The 16,908-nt window shown below is 31.6% G+C and carries 18 protein-coding genes and 1 pseudogene; 9 read left to right on the top strand and 10 right to left on the bottom strand.

The genetic code is table 11. The features are described from left to right. Positions 1–628: 628 nt before the first annotated feature. Positions 629–1,428: pseudogene (locus LQ693_RS09230) on the top strand (ABC transporter permease). A 78-nt stretch (positions 1,429–1,506) separates the two neighbouring features. Here the strand turns inward: LQ693_RS09230 and LQ693_RS09225 are convergent. Further along, positions 1,507–2,025 (bottom strand): GNAT family N-acetyltransferase, encoded by a 519-nt coding sequence (locus tag LQ693_RS09225; protein WP_037589300.1) that lies wholly within the window; start codon positions 2,023–2,025, stop codon positions 1,507–1,509. Between the two features lie 106 nt (positions 2,026–2,131). Between LQ693_RS09225 and LQ693_RS09220 the strand changes: the two genes are divergently transcribed. Further along, positions 2,132–2,575: a YtoQ family protein gene (locus LQ693_RS09220; protein ID WP_107565273.1), complete on the top strand. Its 444-nt coding sequence runs from the start codon at positions 2,132–2,134 to the stop codon at positions 2,573–2,575. A 51-nt stretch (positions 2,576–2,626) separates the two neighbouring features. On the opposite strand, the gene LQ693_RS09215 is transcribed toward LQ693_RS09220, so the two are convergent. Further along, entirely contained in the window at positions 2,627–3,088 is a 462-nt protein-coding gene (locus LQ693_RS09215) for a threonine/serine exporter family protein (protein WP_103360459.1), read from the bottom strand. Between the two features lie 10 nt (positions 3,089–3,098). Further along, on the bottom strand, positions 3,099–3,857 hold the full coding sequence (locus tag LQ693_RS09210) for a threonine/serine exporter family protein (RefSeq protein ID WP_107565274.1): 759 nt from the start codon (positions 3,855–3,857) through the stop codon (positions 3,099–3,101). 222 nt (positions 3,858–4,079) lie between these two features. Here LQ693_RS09210 and LQ693_RS09205 point away from each other — a divergent pair, with 222 nt between their 5' ends. Beyond that, positions 4,080–4,520 (top strand): MarR family winged helix-turn-helix transcriptional regulator, encoded by a 441-nt coding sequence (locus LQ693_RS09205; protein ID WP_025905006.1) that lies wholly within the window; start codon positions 4,080–4,082, stop codon positions 4,518–4,520. Between the two features lie 44 nt (positions 4,521–4,564). On the opposite strand, the gene LQ693_RS09200 is transcribed toward LQ693_RS09205, so the two are convergent. From LQ693_RS09200 to LQ693_RS09185, 4 genes are all read right to left on the bottom strand, one after another. After that, complete coding sequence (locus LQ693_RS09200) at positions 4,565–5,101, bottom strand: DNA-3-methyladenine glycosylase I (RefSeq protein WP_239733059.1); 537 nt, start codon at positions 5,099–5,101, stop codon at positions 4,565–4,567. Positions 5,102–5,144: 43 nt separating this feature from the next. Continuing rightward, the gene (locus LQ693_RS09195; RefSeq protein ID WP_107565275.1) at positions 5,145–5,630 is read right to left on the bottom strand and encodes a DUF1648 domain-containing protein; all 486 of its coding nucleotides are present in this window, start codon (positions 5,628–5,630) and stop codon (positions 5,145–5,147) included. Between the two features lie 88 nt (positions 5,631–5,718). Beyond that, positions 5,719–6,933, bottom strand: a complete 1,215-nt coding sequence (locus LQ693_RS09190) for a NupC/NupG family nucleoside CNT transporter (RefSeq protein WP_239703173.1) — start codon at positions 6,931–6,933, stop codon at positions 5,719–5,721. 181 nt (positions 6,934–7,114) lie between these two features. Beyond that, positions 7,115–7,324, bottom strand: coding sequence for a hypothetical protein (locus tag LQ693_RS09185; protein WP_025905002.1), 210 nt, complete (start codon positions 7,322–7,324; stop codon positions 7,115–7,117). A 203-nt stretch (positions 7,325–7,527) separates the two neighbouring features. On the opposite strand from LQ693_RS09185, the gene LQ693_RS09180 reads away from it, so the two are divergent. The 3 genes from LQ693_RS09180 (at position 7,528) to LQ693_RS09170 (ending at position 10,820) form a co-directional block, all read left to right on the top strand. Then, positions 7,528–8,358: an aldo/keto reductase gene (locus tag LQ693_RS09180; protein ID WP_037589308.1), complete on the top strand. Its 831-nt coding sequence runs from the start codon at positions 7,528–7,530 to the stop codon at positions 8,356–8,358. A 49-nt stretch (positions 8,359–8,407) separates the two neighbouring features. After that, positions 8,408–9,340 carry an aldo/keto reductase gene (locus LQ693_RS09175; RefSeq protein ID WP_239703174.1) on the top strand — a complete coding sequence of 311 codons (933 nt, stop codon included), beginning with the start codon at positions 8,408–8,410 and terminating at the stop codon, positions 9,338–9,340. 439 nt (positions 9,341–9,779) lie between these two features. Further along, entirely contained in the window at positions 9,780–10,820 is a 1,041-nt protein-coding gene (locus LQ693_RS09170) for an NAD(P)/FAD-dependent oxidoreductase (protein WP_107565297.1), read from the top strand. A 77-nt stretch (positions 10,821–10,897) separates the two neighbouring features. Here the strand turns inward: LQ693_RS09170 and LQ693_RS09165 are convergent, their stop codons facing one another. Together LQ693_RS09165 and glpT are read right to left on the bottom strand one after the other, a co-directional pair. After that, a complete protein-coding gene (locus tag LQ693_RS09165) occupies positions 10,898–11,701 on the bottom strand; it encodes a helix-turn-helix transcriptional regulator (protein ID WP_232339571.1) in 804 nt (267 codons plus the stop codon). A 401-nt stretch (positions 11,702–12,102) separates the two neighbouring features. Then, the gene (gene glpT, locus LQ693_RS09160; protein ID WP_239703186.1) at positions 12,103–13,461 is read right to left on the bottom strand and encodes a glycerol-3-phosphate transporter; all 1,359 of its coding nucleotides are present in this window, start codon (positions 13,459–13,461) and stop codon (positions 12,103–12,105) included. Positions 13,462–13,650: 189 nt separating this feature from the next. Here glpT and LQ693_RS09155 point away from each other — a divergent pair, with 189 nt between their 5' ends. Then, positions 13,651–14,232: a TetR/AcrR family transcriptional regulator gene (locus LQ693_RS09155; RefSeq protein WP_025904996.1), complete on the top strand. Its 582-nt coding sequence runs from the start codon at positions 13,651–13,653 to the stop codon at positions 14,230–14,232. A 12-nt stretch (positions 14,233–14,244) separates the two neighbouring features. Then, a complete protein-coding gene (locus tag LQ693_RS09150; protein WP_025904995.1) occupies positions 14,245–14,790 on the top strand; it encodes a hypothetical protein in 546 nt (181 codons plus the stop codon). Between the two features lie 41 nt (positions 14,791–14,831). Here the strand turns inward: LQ693_RS09150 and LQ693_RS09145 are convergent, their stop codons facing one another. After that, complete coding sequence (locus LQ693_RS09145) at positions 14,832–15,857, bottom strand: hemolysin family protein (protein ID WP_025904994.1); 1,026 nt, start codon at positions 15,855–15,857, stop codon at positions 14,832–14,834. Between the two features lie 232 nt (positions 15,858–16,089). Here LQ693_RS09145 and LQ693_RS09140 point away from each other — a divergent pair, with 232 nt between their 5' ends. Further along, entirely contained in the window at positions 16,090–16,734 is a 645-nt protein-coding gene (locus LQ693_RS09140) for a FusB/FusC family EF-G-binding protein (RefSeq protein ID WP_107565278.1), read from the top strand. Positions 16,735–16,908: the final 174 nt, after the last annotated feature.

The raw sequence follows: 16,908 nt of genomic DNA, 5'->3' as shown, positions 1-16,908 counted from the left end.
TTCTAGCATGTAGAGATGCATTTTTTAATACAACGGTGAAACCATACTGTACCATACGCATAGCGTATGGTTTTAATTACACAATCAAAAACCCCCTCACTATGGCAGTAGTGAGGGGGGGTGGTGTTGAGTCACAACAATTGCTTTTGTTAGTAACATTATACCACCTATTGCATTTCATGTCATGTGTAAAATTAACATAATTTTTCCAATTCAATACACATGATTTCTAATATCTTCGATTAATAAGCAAAACCAAAGATAATGATAAATAATATAGACAATACTATATTTGTTACTAATATACTTCTAAATAGCTTTTTGGAAACTTTTTTATTATATCTCTTTATTCCATAAACCTGTCCCCATGTTTCAAAAGCAGTATAGCCTACAATGAATAAAATAATTATTAAGAATAGCAATGCAATCACTCCTAAATACACCATTATTAAGATCCTTTGTCTAAGGTGCAGTGATTTACATAATATATTTTTCTGCCTATGATTCACTACGTTTAAGTTAATTTTACAACAAAGATCGCCTACTTCAAAACAATATTTACAAATAAACGGAATTATAGTTGAATTATGTAAAAACAATAATTATTAAATAAAGTAGGCGCACGTGTATGTCATCTTTTGTATTCATTTTAAAAGAACAGGTTAAAAATATTTATTTAATTAAAAGGTTAGCTAATTTTGAAATTAGAATTGCAAATACGAATAACTATTTAGTTACGGCATGGGAGTTAATAAACCCTATGATCCAAATTGCAATATACTGGTTTATTTTTGGCCTTGGATTTAAAAACAATCAGCAAATAGAAGATATTCCCTTTATTTATTGGTTAATAGTTGGAATAAGTATGTGGTTTTTATTAATCAGGGGATTCTAGATGGAACTAGGTCTATTACTATGAAATATTATCAAGTAGCAAAAATGAACTTTCCAATTTCAATATTACCTAGTTATATCGTAGTGAGTAAATTTTATAGTCATTTAGTGATATTGGGTATTATAACTTTAATATGCTTTATTGCTGGATTCACACCATCTATATATTTAATACAATTATTAATATTTATTCCATATGCACTTTTACTTTCGATATCTATAGCTATATTTACATCGACTTTAAATGTAATAATCAGAGACACTCAAATGATTATACAAGCTTTAATGAGAATGTTATTTTTTGTATCATCTATTCTTTATCTACCAGATAATAAAATTGTCATAAATATCATCAAATATAACCCCATTTATTTTCTAGCTGAGGGATACCGATCAGCGATTCTATATAAAGAATGGTTCTTTATTAATAATTGGGATTTAGTGATATATAACTTTGTTTTTCTCCTAATCACTTTTATAATCGGATCATATGTTAACTTTAAATATAGAGATTACTTTTCAGATTTTATGTAGAATTTATAAAATGATTCATATTTACCTTAAAAAAAGAGACCTGGAATTAGGTCTCTTTTTTATGTATTATATTCATCACTATATTTCTGTCTCAACGATATAGTCGGTTGATATGTCATTACCGGCTACGAATTGATGAGATCCTACTATTTTATAGCCATGTTTAGTATAGAAGTTCAGTGCTTGGTGATTATGTTCCCATACACCTAGCCACAGTTTTGATTTTTGTTGTTCTTTAGCAATTTCAAAGGCTTTTTTCATGAGTTGACTGCCAATTCCTTTTGACTGAAATTGTTTATACATGTATAAACGTTGTACTTCTAGATAGTCATCTCCCATTGGTTCTGTTTGTGCTGATCCAATGTTAAGTTTCATATACCCTGCTATTTCTTGATTGATTTTGGCAAAGAAGTACCATGATTCTTTGTTTTGCAGTTCGCTTAAAAGTATTTCATGATTATATGCTTCTTCAAAATATTGATTCATATCTTCTTGTGGCATGTCGTCTATAAATGTATCTTTAAAAGTCGTTCTACATATTGTTGATAAAGCTTCTATTTCATTTTCTTGAATAGCTGTTATTTCGATTGTATGCATATTGAGAGCCTTCTTCCATACTTTTTTATTTATATTTTTCTAATCATATCAAAGAAAGCGATTGTTTTAAATATGTTAAACTAATAAAAAAGGAGTGAATATTCGTATGACAAATTTAACGATTTATTTAGCAGGACAAATTCATGATAATTGGAGAGAAGAAATCACTCAGAAAGCGGAACAGCACAATTTACCACTAACGTTTGTTGGTCCACAAACTAACCATGATTGTTCTGATAATATTGGCGAATCTATTTTAGGTGAGCAACCTAATAATTATTATAAAGATCATGCCGCTTCTGATATTAATAATTTTCGTACACAAGTGTTAATGAATAAAGCAGATGTTGTTATTGCATTATTTGGTGAAAAATATAAACAATGGAATACGGCAATGGATGCTTCTACGGCGATTGCTTTAAACAAGCCGTTAATACTTATACGACCAACTGACTTAATTCACCCACTTAAAGAGTTATCTAACAAAGCGAATGTCACCGTTGAGACAGTAGACCAAGCATTAGAAGTCCTTAAATATATTTACGAATAAAAATAAAAGGTTATGACGCTTATTAATGACAATACATGCGTGATAACCTTTTTATTTAACTTTATTTAATTGTCGATGTTTCTTAAATTTATAGTAAACTTTCGATAATAAATCTGCTATGAGTAACCCAAGTGCTATTGAACTTGAGATAAGTGCAACTTTTATCATCGTAATTAATGCTTCATGATAATCATTTAATATTAAATTTTTAATTGCTTCATAGGCTGTGCCCCCAGGTACAAGTGGTATGATACCAGGAATAATAAAGAGAATAACTGGTGAGAAGAATTTTCTACTCATGATATGTCCTGCCACACCTATAAATAAACCGCCAATAAATGAAGATTGTACATCAGATCCATTTACTATCATACCCGTTTGAAAAGCAACCCACCCGATGGCACCAACGATACCAGCCGGGGTTAATAAATATTTAGGTGAATTAAATAATAAAGCAAATAAGAATGACGTACCAAAACTAAATACAATGTTTAATATTATCGTTATAACCATAATTCACCTCTTATGAGAATATTAACAACACGATACCTACACCTACACCAATGGCAATAGAAGTAAAAGTTGCTTCTAATCCTTTAGATATACCAACTAATAATTGTCCTAAAAATAAATCTTGAATCGCATTCGTTATAAGTACACCTGGCACAATCGGCATAACTGCAGATATAATCGCAATATTTAACGCTTCTCCTCCAAATAACATTTGATTATAAATGGCGATTAATGCGATGACACTTGCCGCTATAATTTCTGCTATAAATTTAACACGTGTCCATGAATGTAGGATTTCTACTATAGAATAACCTATTGCACCACCAATAAATGTAGCGATGATATCTTCTTTATGTCCACTAAATAAATATAGGAAGAAAATCGAAATGAAACCTGCAGCAATCATTTTAAACGGTAATGAGTATGGTAATGGAGATTTATGTATAGTACGAATACGCTTCAATGCTTCTTCAGCAGATATTTGCCCTTTATCTAACATTCTAGAAATATTATTTACTCGGTGGATATTGCCTAAATTAGTATCTCGTTTACTAACTCTATAAACTCTAATATTATCATCAATATCTAAAGCGAAATTTATAATCGTTGAACTGACATAACATTGATTATTCGGATACCCTAATCGTTTAGCCATTCTATACATCGTATCTTCAACTCTAAAAGCCTCCGATCCCGCTTCTAACAAGACTAAACCAGCATTCATCACAATCTCTTGAACTAAAGATTTAGGATAACGTTGTTGATTCATATACTATACACCTCACTTTATCTTTATATCTATAATAGAATATCAAAAATAACATTACAATTTAACTTTTCTTTCAAAAAAATTCTAATTTATATTATAACTGAGATTTTCCAAAACTGAATTGAGTGCGATATTTTTTCTATTTTATGAACATTTCGTAAATAGCTTGACTTTGTTTTCATTTCATAATAGGCTTAATTTTGACGTAAGGAGGATAATGAAATGGATATACCACCAATCAACAAACAACTTGGATTCATGTTATATGTTGCGTCAAAAGAGCTTATAAAAAAATATACACCGATATTGAAGAAATATAACCTAACATATACAGGTTATATCGTTCTTGTAGCTATAGATAAAAACGAAGTAATCAATATTAAAACTTTAGGCGACAGACTATACTTAGATTCTGGGACTTTAACACCGTTATTAAAGAAACTTGAAGAAAAAGGATTCGTTAATCGTGAAAGAGCGATTAATGATGAAAGAAACTTACGTGTTTCTCTTACTGAATCAGGTGTCGAAACACAAGGTCAAATCTTAGAAGAAATTTACAAAACATTCAAAGATTTGAACATGGATACCGAGAAATTTAACGAATTAAGAGATTCAGTAGAATCATTTATTCAAACAAATCTTAATAATGACAAAGATGCATAATTTTGAAATAACACAAAGGGTTAGGACAAGCTTTAACGATTGTCCTAACCCTTTTTATTTCTATTATAACTGTGATATGGACAGGTAATGAGATGATCATCGATAATACCGATGCTCTGCAAGAAAGAATACATAATTTTAGGTCCAACAAATTTGAAGCCTAATTTCTTTAAGTCTTTACTTAATTTAATAGAAAGCTCTGTTTCTGCCGGAACTTCTGACATGTCCTGCCATTCATTTATAATCGGCTTGCCATCTACATATGACCAAAGAAAATCTGCAAAGCTACCATATGTTTGTTGTATTTCTTGAACTAATAATGCATTACTTTTTACGGACTTTATCTTACCTATATGTTTAATGACATTATATTCAGTTTTAATGTTTTCTAATTCTTCATCTGTTAACGCTGCGCATTGATCAATTTTAAATTGTTTAAAAGCTGCTTGATAGGCTTCACGCTTTTGAATGACCGTTTCCCAAGACAGGCCAGCTTGCGCACCTTCTAATGATAGCATCTCAAAGATGTAATCATCATTTTTATTAATTCTACACCATTCATCTTCGTGATATTTTTTCATTAAATCACTACTTGGCCAAGTACATTCAGAGATTTATCTTCACTCATTTCGTATTTTCATTTTTATCTAACATATGATTTCGAGCCATAAATATGATAATCGTCACGCCTAACACACTTAAAATAATTATCGATTCCCAAACACCCAATTTAAAAGGCATACCAAGCGCCGTATACAAGTCTTTAATGACGAGAAATGTAAATAATGCCATCATTTCAAATTTAATAAAGTAAATTAATAATTTAGCATTTTCAATTTGGGCTTTATTTGGTTGACCATAAAGTGATGGAACATGTATGTATTTATCTAACTTTGGATTGCTGGCTAAATAATGAAGCATAAGCCATAACAATAATCCTAATACAGGCATAAAGAATATAAAAGTCTTAGTCGACCATGCATCTGCATCTCCTGCAAAATTATAATGACTCGGAATTTTGTCAGGTAAATCAGCAAAGTTAATCATTATTAATATGACAGAAATTAACCACAAAACAATACTCGATATATCTAATACTTTTTTGAGCATGATATATCCCCCTTTATAAAAAAAAGCAACAAGTACATTAAATGTGCTTGTTGCTTTTAAATTTAAACTTTAAAAGTGTTTATTGAACTTACCAAGCAAATAATCCAACGAATGCTGCTGTTAATAGTGATACTAATATACCTGATAACAACATCATTGGTACGTATTTAGATACGAAATTAGATACATCTTCTTTGACGATACCTTTCAAAGTACCTATTATCATACCAATAGTAGAGAAATTAGCAAATGATACTAAGAATGTACTAATTACTGCTGCTCTATGTGTTGAATACTCACTTATTTCTTTACTGATCGTGCTCATGACAACAAATTCATTTGTTACAATCTTAAGAGCCATTTGTTGAGCAACTACCCACGCTTCTCCAACTGGCATACCAAGTAAAATTGCAAATGGGAACATAAAGATTCCGAGGATATACTCTAATCTTATGTTTGGTAAATATGGAATTGGATCCATAATACCTAGTAATTTATTGATCAAGTCTGCAATCGCAACAAATGCGATAACAAATGCGATAATGATTAATACAAGTTTACCTGCATTGATAACTGAATCCCCTAAGAATGAGAAGAATGGCTGTTTTTCCCCTTCGTCTATCTCAGCCACGATATCATCTTCTGGGTCTATATCAAATGGATTTAAAATTGTTGTTACAATAATCGCATTAATGATGTTTAATGGTATTGCCGTTAATACATATTCTCCTGGTATCATTGTGACATACGCACCAACAATTGCCCCTGATACAGAACTCATAGACATCATTGCAAGCGTAAGTACTCTGACTTTATTCATAGATGTTAATTGTTTAGATGAAACTGCTAATGCTTCCGTATTTCCTAAGAACATCATTTCAATTGAGAAGAATGACTCAAATTTAGGTTGTCTTGTTACTTTTGAAATAACCCAACCTAACATTGAAATAAATTTCGGTAAAATACCTAAATACATTAAAATATCGAATACTGGTACAACTAGTAAAATTGGTAGTAACGCTGAAACTGCCATATCCATTTTCCCTGGTCCTGGTGCTGTAAAGCTACCAAATGCAAATCCAATTCCCGAAAAAGCAGATTCTAAAAGCCATGATACGCCGTCAGCCGCACCTTTAACGAATCTCGCCCCGAAAGAAAATTGTGTGAAGAACCATGCTAATACTAAGTTAATGACAATTAGTATTAAGACTGATTTCCAATCAACATTCTTTTTGTCTCTAGAAAAAAGAAAAGCGACACCAATGAATACCAACAAACCAATTATGTTGATGATTAAAAACATTGTTTATTGTCCACCCTTTTCGTTTAATTAAAAGCACCATTATTATAACATGCAACGTAAAAGTATGTTACTACATTTTTACATACTATTTACGATTTTTATATAAATAAAAAAACGAACAAACCATAAAGGCTTATTCGTGGAATTTTCAATCATATACATTTTTACTCGTTAAATTTAATTATTTAGAAAATTGATCAAATTGATTAATAGATTGATCACATTTCATACTGATAGCTAAATATACGATATAACCAGAAACCAGTACCATGATTAAAGCATAAACTGTTAATACATAAATATTAGAAATAATTGCCGTATTAAACAGTACCAACATGAGTATCATGATTGCATCTATAATGCTTAATGATATGACACATACACGCTCCATTTTAACCCTTCTTTTCTCAATAATATGACTCTAGCTATTAGCTACTTATCTTGCGCAATGAGATACATCTTACTACATTCACTATATGAATTCAATACGTTTTACAAAAAATATTTATAAGCTGATTATTCCTATCTACAAAAAGAGGTATGATATAGTTTAAAAGTGTACAGTCATTATATTTATATAGGAGGCATTTTATCATGGAAAATTATCATTTAAATGATGGACAAGTGTTACCGCAAGTAGGATTTGGTACGTATAAATTGAATGGATCATCAGGTGTTCATGCAATCGTAAATGCATTAAACAACGGATATCGCATATTAGATACTGCATATAACTACGAAAATGAAGGTACTGTCGGAAAAGCGATACAAGAAAGCCATGTTAGTCGCGATCAAATTATCGTAACATCAAAGCTACCTGGTCGTTATCATAGTTATGATCAAGCCATTACTGCTATACAAGAATCGATTTATCGATTAGGTGTAGAATATATTGACTTATATTTAATTCACTGGCCAAATCCTAAACAAGGCAAATATGTTGAAGCTTGGAAAGCACTCATAGACGCACAGAAACTTGGCCTTATTAAATCTATTGGTGTATGTAATTTCTTAGAAGAACATATTGATACATTAGAAAAAGAAACTGGCGTACTACCTGCAGTTAACCAAATAGAATTACATCCTTATTTCAACCAAAAAGATGTACTCGAATATCATCAAGAAAAAGGTATTATAATAGAAGCTTGGAGTCCATTAGGTCGCGCTTCAGAAGTCATAAACGATAAAGAAATTGGTAAAATCGCTGAAAAATATAATAAAACAATTCCACAAATCATTTTAAAATGGCATGTTCAAAATGGTATTGTTCCAATTCCAAAATCAACATCTAATGCTAGACAACTACAAAATTTAGATGTGTTTGATTTCTATTTAGAATCAGAAGATTTACACGCAATCGATGCATTAACAAAAGCTGATGGACGTCTTAAAGATCAAGACCCAGCAACTTATGAAGAATTTTAATTCAAACTTATTCAAATTTAAAACAAACAATGAGAAAAGGATGATTGAAATGGCAAAGCGCGTAAAATTAGGTAAATCAAATATTGAAGTTAACCCAATTGGTTTAGGAACAAATGCTGTTGGTGGTCATAATTTATATCCAAACCTTGATGAAGAACAAGGTAAAAATGTCGTTAGAGCTGCCTTAGACAATGGCGTTAATTTATTAGACACTGCTTTCATCTATGGTCCAGGAAGATCAGAAGAACTTGTCGGAGAAGTCGTTAAAGAATACAATCGCGAAGATGTCGTGATCGCTACTAAAGGCGCTCACTACTTTGACGGTGATGATACGAAATTATCTAACGAACCTGCATTTTTAAAAGAACAAGTTGAAAACAGCCTTAAAAGATTACAAACTGACTATATAGATTTATATTATATTCATTTCCCAGATGACGAAACACCTAAAGACGAAGCAGTTGCAGCTTTACAAGAATTAAAAGATGCCGGAAAAATTAAGGCAATCGGCGTTTCTAACTTCACTTTAGAACAACTTAAAGAAGCCAATAAAAATGGTAATGTAGATGTTATTCAACATGAATATAATTTATTAAATCGTGAGAATGAACACATCTTAGAATACACAGCAGAACATGATATTATATTTATTCCATATTTCCCATTAGCTGCAGGATTATTAGCAGGTAAATATGATGAAAATACAACGTTTGATGACTTACGAGCAGAAAAACCTGAATTCAAAGGTGAAGCTTTTAAAGAAAATCTAAAAAAAGTAGACAAACTTAGAGAAATCGCACAAGAGCATGGCGTAGACGTAGCACATATTGTGTTAGCATATTATTTAACAAAACCATCTCTAGATGTCATCATACCAGGCGCTAAACGAGGCGAACAAGTTATCGACAACTTAAAAACATTAGAAGTCAACTTAACTGAAGAGAACATTCAACTTATCGAATCACTCTTCCCAATCGCATAAGTATGATAAGAAGGCTGAGACATGAAAATTGTCTCAGCCTTTCATTATGTATGAGTGTGCTAATTTTCATTATTCGGAATTGTGGTAGTTAGAATGCTGTAACTTCCATTATTTCGAACTCTGGTAATTATGCGGGCCATTCTTACGGACATTTCTCGGAATTCTGTCCCTAACAACCTCTCTTGCGGACATTTCTCGGAATTCTGTCCCTAACGACATCCCTAACTCACACTCATTTTTCAAAATCACTGAAATACACCCCCTGTCACTCCCGATTCACACAAGTATTCTCGACCATTTTTTATTCATCTAAAAATATTTTACATATGTATTTAATTAAAAAATTATGACAATTCCGTCATTGATATTGATTATCATTTGCAAATATAGGATAATAATCGTAAGTTGAAATAATTAGGAGGAATCATGACTGATGAATATTACAGACGTTACGATTATCGGCGGGGGGCCAGCGGGATTATTTGCAAGTTTCTATTCTGGGTTAAGAGGAATGAGTGTTAGAATAGTTGATTTCCAAAATAAATTAGGCGGTAAAATGCACGTCTACCCTGAAAAAGTCATTTGGGATATAGGGGCACTTGCGCCAAAACCTTGTTATGAAGTTATTCAAGATTTAGTTCAACAAGGCTTACATTTCGGTCCAGAAGTGTGCTTAGAAGAAAAAGTTATTGATATTAAAAAAGTTGAAGAACAACATTTTATTATATATACAGAAAAAGGTCATGAGTATCATTCAAAATCTGTCATTATTGCTGTTGGTAGTGGCATTATTAAACCATTAACTTTAGATATTGAAGGTGCTGAGCGTTTTGAATTATCTAATTTAAATTATGTTGTGCAGTCAATTCAGAAGTTTAAAGACAAGCACATATTAATTTCGGGAGCGGGAAACTCTGCATTAGACTGGGCTTGTGATTTATCAGAATATGCGAAAAGTGTTACGCTTTGCTACAGAAAAGAAGAAATTTCTGGTCATGAGCATATGAAACAATTATTAGATAAGCTTGATATCTCTAAGAAACCAAGTATGGTTATTAAGCAACTTAACAGTGATCCTGATAAACCAGTCATCACAGAAGTTGTTTTAGAACATGTTGATACAAAGGAACAAGAAATCATACCTGTTGATGAAGTCATCATTAGTCATGGTTTTGATCGTGAATCAGAATTACTTCATAACGCACAAACTAAAGTTAATTTAGTGAATGAATTCTTTATTGAAGGTTTAGGAAATGCTCAAACTTCAGTTCCTGGTATTTTCGGTGCTGGGGATATCATTAAACATGATGCAAAAGTTCATTTGATTGCTTCTTGTTTCAATGATGCTGCAAATGCTGCAAACTTAGCTAAAAGCTATATCGACCCTGAAGCACAAGCAGGCGGCCGTGTATCGAGCCACAACGATGTCTTCAAAGAAAAGAACAAAGAAGTTATTAAAAAATACATCGCACAATCATAATACGAATCATTTACCTTCCAATCTCTTTAACCTTATAAAAGATTGGGAGGTTTTATTTTGTTAAAAATGCGAAAGTTTTATGTACATATCATACTTGAATAATCCTCTTGAAACTTTTTTAAATAATATTTAACTTCCTCATCTGATAAATCTCGCTCACGATCTACTTCATTAAAAAAGCTTTGTCGTTCAATTTGTGCTTGTTTACGTTGTGTCATATCACGATACTTTTTCGGTGTAACACCATAATACAATTTAAAAGAATAAATATAAGATGAACCATTATAAAAGCCATGTTTTTCAGAAATGTCGATTACTTTTTCTTGTGTATGAATTAAATCATACGTGCTATTTAACAATCTAATGTCCGTTAAATAATCTTTAAAATTCACACCCATTTGTTCTTTGAATAATTTCGAAAAATACGATTCAGAAATATGATATTTATCGGTGAATGTATTGATTGTTATACGTTCATTATAATGCTCATAAATGTAATCTTTAATTTCATCAATTATTGGGTTCATATGCCGATTAACAATTTGACATTCTTTTGAATAAACCGTCAATCGTTCTCTATAAAATTCCAATATCGTAATAAGTTGCTTCATTATTTTTAAATTACGATTGTTTTCTTGTATTAAATATAAATCACACAGGCAAATTAAATGATCTCTCAAAGGGACTAACTTTGATTGCATACCCACATGCTGATGATATGAAAGTAACTCTGGTATCATCGTTGTTATGATTGACTCATACAGATGAATTTGTACAACGATATTCCCATCTGACACATCGAGTTTATACCACTCATTATGTTTAACAACAAACGTTTCCCCTTCTTTATATTCTTTACTATGCTCTTTGATCGTGACCATAACACGACCCTTTAATACTACAAAAAAAGAAATACCTATATGATTGCGATATTTAGTAGCAGAATATTTTAGGTATTTGATTTCATATATATTTCTCACAACAAATCTCCTAATTCTTTGATATCTTAATAAATTTAATCCGAATCCCAGAAGTAAACATCGAATTACTTATGTAAAAATATAGAATTATAATGACGTTATTATAATTCGAAAACTTTAATCCATAAATATATAAATTGAAGAAAATCAGATTAAGGTAAATGTTTTAATATTTTGAAAGAATCATACAATTTATTAAGTGAGAATTTATTGAATCGTGTCATCGAATTTCGCGAACGTTTATCATTAAATAGAAAAAGAGACTAAGGTAAAATGCCCTAGTCTCTTTTCACTTTATATAATTATGATTTTACAACTTCTTGTCCACGTTTGTTCCAAGTTAAGATGAAACTTAACATCGCAAGGACACTAATGATTGTTAATAATAAGAATCCTGAATCCCATCCTAATTTATCAACAGTTAATCCCATAATGATATTAGCCATTACAGCTCCACCTAAATAACCAAACAGTCCAGTTAATCCTGCTGCAGTACCTGCTGCTTTTTTAGGTACATAATCTAATGCCTGTAAACCAATCAACATAACAGGTCCGTATATTAGGAATCCTATCGCGACTAATGCGATATTATCTACTAATGGGTTTCCTGCTGGATTTAACCAATATACAATGACAGCGATTGTCACACCTAACATGAATATAAATCCTGCTGGACCCCTTCTACCTTTGAACACTTTATCTGAAATATAACCACATAATAATGTTCCGGGAATACCTGCCCATTCATATAAGAAGTATGCCCAACCTGATGCATTTAAATCGAAACCTTTTTCTTCACTTAAATATGTTGGCGCCCAGTCTAACACACCATATCTAACAAAATAAACAAAGATATTTGCGATAGCAATCATCCAAACCCATTTGTTATTCAATACATATTTAAAGAGAATATCTTTTGTTGAAAGCTCTACTTCTAACGTTTTCTGCTCTTTATTAGGGTAATCATTTCGATATTCTTCAATCGGTGGTAATCCCATAGATTGTGGTGTATCCCTAACTAGAACATATGAAATAATCGCAATAATTAACGCGATAATAGCTGGATATATAAACGCACCTTCAAATCCTTTTAAATAACCAAATGACAATGTTCCTGTAATTGAAATACCAAGTAAAGCTATCGGTGCCATCAATCCGCCACCAACATTATGCGCGACATTCCAAATAGCTGTCTTACCGCCACGTTCACTAACGCTGTACCAATGTACAAGTACTCTTCCAGATGGTGGCCATCCCATACCTTGGAACCAACCATTTAAGAAAAGCATAATAAACATGATAAATACACTAGATGTTAAGACCGGTATAAAACCCATCAATAAATTAACGATTGCCGTTAATACTAAACCTAATGTTAAAAATATTCTTGCGTTACTCCGGTCACTCACTGTACCCATAATAAATTTACTAAAACCGTATGCAATTGAAATAGCTGATAAAGCAAACCCTAATTCAGTCTTACTAAAGCCTTCATCAATTAATGCTGGCATCGCAAGTGAAAAGTTTTTCCTTAATAAATAGTAACCAGCATAACCAAGAAATATCCCTATAAAGACTTGTAGTCTCAATTTCTTATATGTATCATCTACCTGCTCACTTGGCAGAGGATCTATATGTTTCGCTGGTTTCAAGAAATTCACCATACTCATACCTCCTATTATTAATTTTTTGTAAAGAATGTAAAGATTTTGTAAAATACAATTTATAATTTCATCATATGTATTGCAAACGTTAATGTCAATGCATTTTTATACTTTTATTATTTAATATATTTTATTTTTCAAACTTTTATTTAACACAGGCGTATTAAAATATGTTAGACTTCTACTATGCCAAAAATTATTAATCATAAAGAAAAAAAAGAACAAATTATTCAATATGCTTTTCAATCAATTGTTGAAAATGGTGCAAAGGGATCTACGGTTAGACAAATTGCAAAACTCGCACAAATGACACCGGGACAAATTAGATATTATTTTCCAAGTCATTCAGAATTACTCAGTGCAGTTATGTCTGAAGTAGAACTAAAAGTAAGAAGGAGAATCGAAGCAATACTCACGTCTGATAACCAAGACACAATTGATAAAGTAAAAGCATGCTTACTCACCGTTTTACCGTTAGACGAAGAAAGATTAGCTGATATGGAAGTATGGATGGCCTTTCGATATGACAGTCATGAATATGGACAAAGTACTTTAGATGATGGATTAGACGAATTATGTGTAACGGTATTAACGATTTTAGAACGCGATAACTTATTAAATGACAACATCAATATACATCTTAATTCAATGAGACTTCACGCATTAATTGATGGATTAGCACTACATAAATTGTTAAATCCAGAACAGACCTCTAATGAAGATATTGAAGCGATAGTATTCGAAGAAATTTCAAAGCTTACGAAATAAAGGAGGATAATCATGAATTTTATTGTGTGGCTCATTATTTTTTGTGAAGTTGCTTTCTGGGTCGTTATATTACTTGGACTCGTCACAAGATATGTCTTCAGACAGAAAAAGCTTGGGCTCATTTTTCTAGCACTTACACCCGTAATTGATTTGATTCTATTAATTACAACAGCTGTGGATTTAATGAATGGCGCAACTGCCGAAACACCTCACGCTATTGCTGCTGTTTATATATCCGTTTCAATTATCTTTGGTAAAAGTATGATTCAATGGGCAGATGACCGCTTCAGATATTATGTCATGAAAGAAGGTAGCAAGCCTGAGAAACCTAGTGGATTCGCGTATGCTATACTATATGCGAAAAGTTGGTTTAAACATTTACTCTCTTACATTATAGGGACAGGTATTCTACATTTAATCATTTATTTAATTCATGATAAAAGCAGAACAGAAGCTATGGATGGCGTTATTCACATTTGGTCAATAGTGCTCATTATTGATTTAGCTATCACCATCTCGTATTTCATCTGGCCACCCAAAAATAAACAGGCAGAATAAAAGAACCTGAGCCATTTTTTTGGCTCAGGTTCTTCTTACGTCTATTTATCGTGTTCATCTTCAATGTTACCGACAATATTTTCAAGTATGTCTTCCATCGTAATCATACCTGCTAATTCACCGTGTTCATTATGAACAATTGCGATATGTGCACGTTGTTTTTTCATTTTATCTAATACGTTTTGGATGGCATCTGCCTCTTTGACGTATATGATTTCATGAATCAATTCAGTTATATCTTGTATGTTGTCTTTCAATAAATCTTTCGCATGTAAATATCCAATAACATTCGTTTTATTATCTTGATAAACTGGATATCTCGTATAATAGCCATTCTTTACAAATTGAATGGCTTCTTGCTGACTAGCATCACTATTGATCATTGTCATATTATCTTTAGAAATCATACAATCTTTGACGACAAGTTCATCATAAATAAAGACTTTATTAATATGTTCTAGTTCTGTTGATGAAATTTCCCCGCCTTGGTGACTTTCTTTAATCAACATCTTCAATTCTTCTTCAGAGTGATATAATTCTGACTCTTTCGCAGGCTTCATACCAAATAAGCTCAATATCATTCTTGCTGACCCATTTAAAATAAAAATAAAAGGATATAATAATTTGTAAAACAGTATGATCGGTCTTGCAAAGAATAATGTAACTTGTTCAGCTTTTTGAATTGCGATTGTCTTTGGCGCCATTTCACCTACTACAACGTGTAAATAAGTTGCGATAATAAATGCGCTAACTAATGTTAAGACATGAATAACCGTTTCTGATAATCCGAAGCTACTATAAAGTGGATGTAGAATAAACTCAAATGTTGATTCGCCAACCATACCAATTCCAAGTGCTGTAATGGTAATACCTAGCTGACATGCTGCTAAATACTCATCAAGATGTTCGACTACCTTTTTAGCTGGTTGAGCGTTCTTATAATTCTGTTCTGCTAAGTAGTTAATTCTAGATGATCTGACCTTTACAATTGCAAATTCTGTCGCAACAAAGAATCCGGTTAAAGCGAGTAATACAATAAACGTGATTAAACTAATTGTGGTCCCCAATTATTAATTAATTCCTCCATATAATAAAAAATTCCAACCATATTCGGTTGTCTTTTAATTTTACACTATTTCGAATAATTTTTATAATAATATACATTTGAAATTACATGGTTAAAGGACTATACTAGTGTCTAATAAGGAGGGATCTTAAGATGCTACTAAATGTGTCATGTTCTCTACAATTATTCATACCCAACGATCAAAGGAAATAATTTAAAAGAAGGGATTTAATATGAATAATTACATTAAACCATATCAATTCGTTAGTATTAAAGAAAAATCAGAACAGTTATTTAACGTTTATAAATCTGTAAATGATATAAAAACAATCGATACGTTTCAAGCTATAACATACGACCATATTTCACAGCTTTTTGAAGAAAAGCATTCTGAAATAGAAGATTTCACAAAAATCATTATGAATAAAAAGATTTCTCGAGCACAAATTGAGAAATTATTATTTGGACTTAAAAGCTACGTAATTCCATTTGAACAGCCTTCAAGTAAGCAACTTGAAAAAATCTTTAAAAAGACCAAGAAATTAAAACATCCAGAATGGGATAACATAGACTTAAAAGAGTCTTCATATATAGGTTGGAATGATTCTGGTAAACAAAAGAAATTTATCGTGCTTTATGAAGATGATAAATTGATAGGTGTATCAGGAGATTTATCACCTACCATTAAGCCCGGAATCTGTAGTATATGTAAGAAAGAATCCAATGTTTCCATGTTTCTATCAACAACAAAATCAAAAGGTGATGGAACATATACTAAAAATGGTAATTATATTTGCCATGATAGTGAACATTGTAATCAACAACTCGATCAACTAAACGGATTATATGAGTTTATACACACAGTAAAAACAAAATAATCAATAAGAAAGCTGAGCGCATCATCAAATGATGGCTCAGCTTTTCATTTATCGGCCTGGTAATACTATTTTCGGGTCGATATTTTATTTTATCGGCCTGGAAATCCCGTTTTCGGATCGGTAATTTATTTTATCGGCCTGTAAATTCCGTTTTCGGGTCGATATTTTATTTTA

The organism is Mammaliicoccus sp. B-M6, from assembly GCF_022386965.1.
GTDB lineage: Bacteria > Bacillota > Bacilli > Staphylococcales > Staphylococcaceae > Mammaliicoccus > Mammaliicoccus sciuri_A.
The sequence above is the reverse complement of the archived record's forward strand: the minus strand, read 5'-3'. Positions and strand labels throughout refer to the sequence as shown.